Source organism: Mesorhizobium sp. M2A.F.Ca.ET.042.01.1.1 (assembly GCF_003997405.1).
In the GTDB taxonomy this organism is placed as follows: domain Bacteria; phylum Pseudomonadota; class Alphaproteobacteria; order Rhizobiales; family Rhizobiaceae; genus Mesorhizobium.
The window spans coordinates 1-5,234 of record NZ_RZRX01000343.1 but is presented as its reverse complement, the minus strand read 5'-3'; the positions used below and the strand labels follow the sequence as shown (position 1 = coordinate 5,234).

General features: G+C 64.8%; 9 protein-coding genes. 5 read left to right on the top strand and 4 right to left on the bottom strand.

Features of this window, described 5'->3' with window-relative positions; translation table 11 throughout:
• A partial coding sequence (locus tag EOA23_RS31265) for a BTAD domain-containing putative transcriptional regulator (protein WP_281058775.1) occupies positions 1-726 on the bottom strand: 726 nt, incomplete at its 3' end.
• A 309-nt stretch (positions 727-1,035) separates the two neighbouring features.
• Here EOA23_RS31265 and EOA23_RS31260 point away from each other — a divergent pair.
• The 4 genes from EOA23_RS31260 to EOA23_RS31245 all read left to right on the top strand — a co-directional run bounded on the left by EOA23_RS31260 (position 1,036) and on the right by EOA23_RS31245 (position 3,445).
• Positions 1,036-1,578, top strand: a complete 543-nt coding sequence (locus EOA23_RS31260) for a class I SAM-dependent methyltransferase (protein ID WP_245474403.1) — start codon at positions 1,036-1,038, stop codon at positions 1,576-1,578.
• 261 nt (positions 1,579-1,839) lie between these two features.
• On the top strand, positions 1,840-2,172 hold the full coding sequence (locus EOA23_RS31255; RefSeq protein ID WP_126061607.1) for a hypothetical protein: 333 nt from the start codon (positions 1,840-1,842) through the stop codon (positions 2,170-2,172).
• A gap of 141 nt (positions 2,173-2,313) precedes the next feature.
• Positions 2,314-2,844 carry a cupin gene (locus tag EOA23_RS31250; RefSeq protein WP_127306948.1) on the top strand — a complete coding sequence of 177 codons (531 nt, stop codon included), beginning with the start codon at positions 2,314-2,316 and terminating at the stop codon, positions 2,842-2,844.
• A 1-nt stretch (position 2,845) separates the two neighbouring features.
• The gene (locus EOA23_RS31245) at positions 2,846-3,445 is read left to right on the top strand and encodes a dihydrofolate reductase family protein (RefSeq protein WP_127306947.1); all 600 of its coding nucleotides are present in this window, start codon (positions 2,846-2,848) and stop codon (positions 3,443-3,445) included.
• A 10-nt stretch (positions 3,446-3,455) separates the two neighbouring features.
• Here the strand turns inward: EOA23_RS31245 and EOA23_RS31240 are convergent, their stop codons facing one another.
• The gene (locus tag EOA23_RS31240) at positions 3,456-3,815 is read right to left on the bottom strand and encodes a hypothetical protein (protein ID WP_127306946.1); all 360 of its coding nucleotides are present in this window, start codon (positions 3,813-3,815) and stop codon (positions 3,456-3,458) included.
• A 194-nt stretch (positions 3,816-4,009) separates the two neighbouring features.
• Between EOA23_RS31240 and EOA23_RS31235 the strand changes: the two genes are divergently transcribed.
• The gene (locus EOA23_RS31235; protein WP_127306945.1) at positions 4,010-4,324 is read left to right on the top strand and encodes an EthD family reductase; all 315 of its coding nucleotides are present in this window, start codon (positions 4,010-4,012) and stop codon (positions 4,322-4,324) included.
• Positions 4,325-4,339: 15 nt separating this feature from the next.
• On the opposite strand, the gene EOA23_RS31230 is transcribed toward EOA23_RS31235, so the two are convergent.
• Complete coding sequence (locus tag EOA23_RS31230; protein ID WP_127306950.1) at positions 4,340-4,897, bottom strand: DNA-3-methyladenine glycosylase; 558 nt, start codon at positions 4,895-4,897, stop codon at positions 4,340-4,342.
• Positions 4,898-4,910: 13 nt separating this feature from the next.
• Positions 4,911-5,234: M20/M25/M40 family metallo-hydrolase (locus tag EOA23_RS31225; RefSeq protein ID WP_127306944.1), on the bottom strand; the 324-nt coding region annotated here is incomplete at its 5' end.

Sequence of the window (5,234 nt, the reverse complement as noted above, 5' to 3'; positions counted from 1 at the left end):
GGGCAGGTCCAAGGTGGCATCGCGCGTTGGCTCACGCAGCATGGCAAGCGTGGTGGGGGCGGGCGCTATGCCGAGTTCCTCCCGCAACAGGCGGATACAGGTTTCGCCCTGGCGCTCCGCGGCCGCCCTGTCCCCGGCCGCCAGGTGGGCCCGGATCAGGTGACGGTGCGCGCTTTCGCTCAGCGGGTCCAGTCCCGCCAAGCGCGTCGCGTGCACGACCGCGCTGCGAGGCTCGCCGTCGGCGATCTTCGCCTCGATCAGCCTTTCCAACGCCTGCACCAGCCGGCTGCGCAAGGCCTCGCGCCTGAAGAAGATCCATTCCTCGATTTCGGGACAGTCCGGCAGTGAGAAGCCGGCGAGATAGTCGCCCCGGTAAATGTCGGCGGCCGTATCGAGAGGGCCGACATTGCAGGCATGCTCGAAAACCCTGGAATCGGCCTCGACGGACAGCGCCGGGTTCAGGCTGAGCGATGCCCCGGCCGCAGCGATGACCTCGCTGCCGAACGCGATGCGGATTTTATACAGGGTGCGCCGAAGGCGTGCCCGTGCGGCTTCTTCGTCGGTATCGGGCCATAGAAGCGTGGCGGCGACCTCCCGCGCCACGGGCCCGCCGGCTTCGGCGAGGTAGATGAGGAGTGCCGCCGCCTTGCGCAAGGCAAGCTCCACCGTCCGGCCGTTCAGACGGAACTCCGGGAAACCCATAAGTTGGAGTTCCAACCGCTTCATCGATCGGTATCCGGCCGGCGGGGGACGTTGGAGGGACGCCGGCATTCTATCCACCCCCATGACGTCGGGCCGATCGGGCCCGATCAGGAGACTCCCTTGGAGCGAGAAATGTCACTGGTCAATACTGTCACCCACCATCGCACGTCGGAGGCTGTTGCCGAGGATGGCGCCCTTATCGACATTCGGACGACCGGACAGGGAGGTTGAGACATGTGCCAATCCTGTCTCTCCTGGTATGCGCGCTGCATTGCTCCCTACCTCGTCCACGCCGGGTGTTCGGCCGGCGCATTCGCGCGCATGCGAAGGCGCATGATCCCGCGGGCAGAGGGCATTGTCGTCGAAGTCGGCTTCGGGTCCGGCCTGAATCTTCCCTATTACGACGCCGCCAGGGTGGAAAGGCTGGTCGGCGTCGATCCCGACGGCACGATGCTCGGCCTCGCCGAATCGAAGAGCCGCTCCTTGTCATTTGAGGTCGAACGCCTGCGCGCCAATGGCGAAAGCCTGCCGTTGAGCGATGACTTGGCCGACACGGTCGTCGTGACCTACGCCTTCTGCACCATTCCCGACCCTCAGGCGGCGCTGAACGAGATCCGGCGCATCCTGAAGCCCACGGGCCGGCTGATCTTCCTCGAGCATGGCCAGGCCGAGGGACCGCGTTGCCGCAGGTGGCAGGCGCGCCTGAATGGGCTGTGGGGGCGGCTCGCCGGCGGTTGCCAACTCAACCGCGATCCACTGCGCTTGATCCGCGCGGCGGGCTTCCGTGTCCTTGAAGAGGAGCGCGGGCGGTTCCAACTGCCCTTCTGGCAATTGGGAAGCCACTACGCTGGCGTCGCGGCACCCCCGAGAAGTTGATGGCCCTCGGCCCGCCGAACTTGCACTTCCGAAAACAAATAAGGCGTCCGCGTGGCTCTATGGATAGGCGAGACGGTTCATGGGCTGGTGGCCGGGGCGGGTAAGACTTAGATTGAAGTTCCGCTTTCATCCATTGCGGTCTTTCAGTTCCGAGCGCCGCTTGCCGGAGCAGCGTCCGCCCCTCGCGGACCAATGGCATCTTTAGCGGAACGCTATATACGTTGACGCTTGAGCAGCGCCTCCGCTTCGTCGAGGAACGCCATGGGAAGGGTCATCGTCATCGCCATCTGCCTTGCCGTCGCGACAGGCGCCAACGCCCACGACTGGTACCAGAACAAAGTCGATCCGGTAACGAACTTCAAATGCTGCGGCGGCACGGATTGCCGCCCCATACCGGAGTCCTCGGTGCAGTCCAGGGCGGACGGCGGCTATGTCTATCTGCCCGATGGCTTCAACATCCCGCGAGAGCGCGTGCAGGAATCGCCGGACGGCCGATACCATATCTGCGAGAACAGATACGTCATCACCAACCAGCCCTATCTGCGCTGCTTCTTCGCGCCGCGGCTCAAGGTCTCGCGGTTGCTCACGCAGTAACAGCCGCCACAGGCTCTTTAGGCGATCACTGCCGATTACCGGCCCGTTGGGCGCGCCCAAGTCCATGCTGAAGACGATGTTGACCGGAGCAAAGCGCGCTGCAAACCGTTAGACCCGACAGTGCTGCAGGGAGTGACAAGCATGGCGCAACTGGTCAAAAAGCAGGAGCCTCTCGCCTTTCGCTTCGCCGATGACGGGCTGGTGCCCAATCATCCGCGATGGCCCATGCTTGTCTATCCCGGCGCGGTGCCGCTGCCGGACGACGTCGATCCGGCTGCGGTCTTCGAGGATATTTTCGGCGCGAATGGCTGGGGCGACAGCTGGCGCAACGGCATCTACAGCTTCGTCCATTATCACTCGCGCATTCATGAGGTTCTGGGCATCGCGCGCGGCGCTGCCGAAGTGCGCTTCGGCGGCGACAAGGGCAAGGTGCTCGAGGTCAAGGCCGGAGACGTGGCGGTGCTGCCCGCCGGCACGGGCCACCAGCGCCTGTCCGGCTCGGCCGACCTCCTGGTGGTCGGCGCCTATCCGCCCTTCGGCACATACGATCTGTGCCGCAGCCCCGAGCAGCATGCCGAGGCGCTGCGCAGGATCCCGGAGGTCCGCCGTCCCGACAAGGACCCGATCCATGGCAGCGAAGGTCCACTGCTGAAGGCATGGAGCGAAGGCTGAAATGCCAAGGATCGTCGCCATCGAGCATCTGACGCTGGACGGTGTCTTCCAGGCGCCGGCGCGTGCCGACGAGGACAGGCGCAATGGCTTTGAACATGGCGGCTGGGGCAATCCGGGCAGCGATCCGACAATGCAGGAGGTCATCGGCCGCGCCATGGCCGGCGGCTGGTCGCTGCTCGCCGGCCGCACGACCTATGAGGACCTCTACGAAGGCTGGGCCGTGCGCCAGCCGGACAGTCCCATGACCAGGGCGCTGGCCGGCGCGCGGAAATTCGTCGCCTCGCATGATGCGGGCTACGAACTACGCTGGGAGAACTCGACGCTGCTTGCCGGCGAGGCGGCAGAGACGGTGCGCGCGCTCAAGCAGGGCCACGACAAGACATTGGTCATGTTCGGCAGCGGCAAGTTGCTCGGCGCGCTGATGCGGAACGGGCTTGTCGACGAGCTGGTGCTGATGATCCATCCGCTGGTGCTGGGCGACGGCCTGCGCCTTTTCGAGGCGGGGCTTGCGCCTTCGACGCTAAAACTGTCGAGCCAGGTCGTCACGCCAACGGGCGTGGCGATCCTCGCCTACGCCTTCGAAAGCAGGGTAGCGGCCTGAAACGGAACGCCTACGGATAATGCTCCTTCTTCGGCGCATAGATTGCCGGATCGAAATCCAGTTCCTTCGGCAGCCTCTGGCTCGAGCATTGCAGATGGGTCTGGCGGGCGAGTAGCAGCCGTTGCTGCCGCTCATGCTCCTTCACGGCCGCCACCATCCCCATGCTGTAAGGTCCAAACAGCACGCCAAAACCCCAGCCGGGATGGTCCTTCTCGCGCTGCGTATAGTCAGCGGCGGCGGCGCGGGCCTGCTGGCATCCCGGCGATGCCCATTTCGGATCCTGCTGCGACAGCGAGGCGCCGTAATCGACAGGCGAGGACGCGCATCCAGCCACACCCGCGCAGAGCGCGGCGATCATCGCATTTCTCATTCTTGAGTCCTTGCTAATTAAGGCCGGAGAGACCACAGAATGCTTCTTCGCACAAGCGAGATGGCGGCAAAAGGAGAGAGCCGGACAAGTGCTGTCGTCGTCCGTCAAAGCGTTCCCGAAATTTTTCAACACCTCGTTCCGTTTCCACCCGCCGCTTCGTCCTTGGTTCGTCCGCACCGAAAAGGAGAGCCGCAATGGCTGAAATGATCGTCATCTACAAGCAGCCAGCCGACGCGCAGGCGTTCGACAAGCATTATTTCGAGACGCATATACCGCTGGCCAAGAAGATACCGGGCTTGAGGAAATACGAAGTAAGCCGGGGGCCGATCACAGTGCTCGCCGGACCGTCTGACGTCTACCTGATCGGGACACTTCATTTCGACGATCTCGACGCGATGAAGAAAGGGATGGCGAGCCCGGAGGGAAAAGCGGCCGGCGCGGATCGCCGGCTCTACGCGCCTGATGAGTCAGGCGTCCAGATTTTCGTTTTCGACAGCGTGGAAATCTGAGCCCGCTCGCGCCGCTCAGAATTTCCGGCTGAGATAGGCCGACCCGGCAAGCCCGAACCGCCACTCGAATTCCACCGCCTTGGTCAGGCCGATCCTGCGGCCGCTGACGATGGCGGAGGGATCGGCCCGCGACGGGGCAAACTCGAAAGGCGGCGCGGTCAGCGGCAGCCGATTGTGCGAGCCGTCGATGCCGAGCGCCTGGCAGAGCTTGCCGGGCCCGGAGCAGAGCACCCGCTCGTCAGCTACGCCGCGCCGGCCGTGCATCTCGGCAATGCCCGATTGCGGCTGGAGCGCGCGGATCAGCACGGCGCTGCCCGGCAGGCACACCGCGTTCAGGCACCAGTGCAGGCCGTAGGAGCGATACACATAGGCCGTCCCGGGCGCGCCATACATCGGCGCGTTGCGCGGCGTCTCGCCGCGATAGGCATGCGAGGCGGGATCGTCGGGCCGGTAGGCTTCGGTCTCGACGATGATGCCGCCGACACCGGAAAGCGTAAGCGTCGCGCCGATCAGCGCGCGGGCGACCACAAGCGCGTCGTGGGCGAAGAAATCGGCGTCGACCGGATCGACCATCGTAGGCGTTCGATCAGCCAAGCAGATTTCGCGCCGCGCGCATGAAGATCCGCGAGCCTATCGGGATCAGGTCGTCGGGGAAATCATAGTCGGGGTTGTGCAGCGATGGGTGCCTTTCGCCGGCGCCGAGGAAGAACATCGCCGATTTGGCGCTGTGGCCGAAAATGCCGAAATCCTCCGAGGCGCGCATCGGCAGCGCCGCCTCGCTGCGCGCAACGCCTTCCTCGTCGAGCGCGCGGGCGAGATGCTCCACCGCGTCCGGCGCGTTGACGCTGGCGACGAAGATCTCGTGATCGTCGAAGCGCACGGCAAGACCATGCGCGGCGGCGATTTTCCT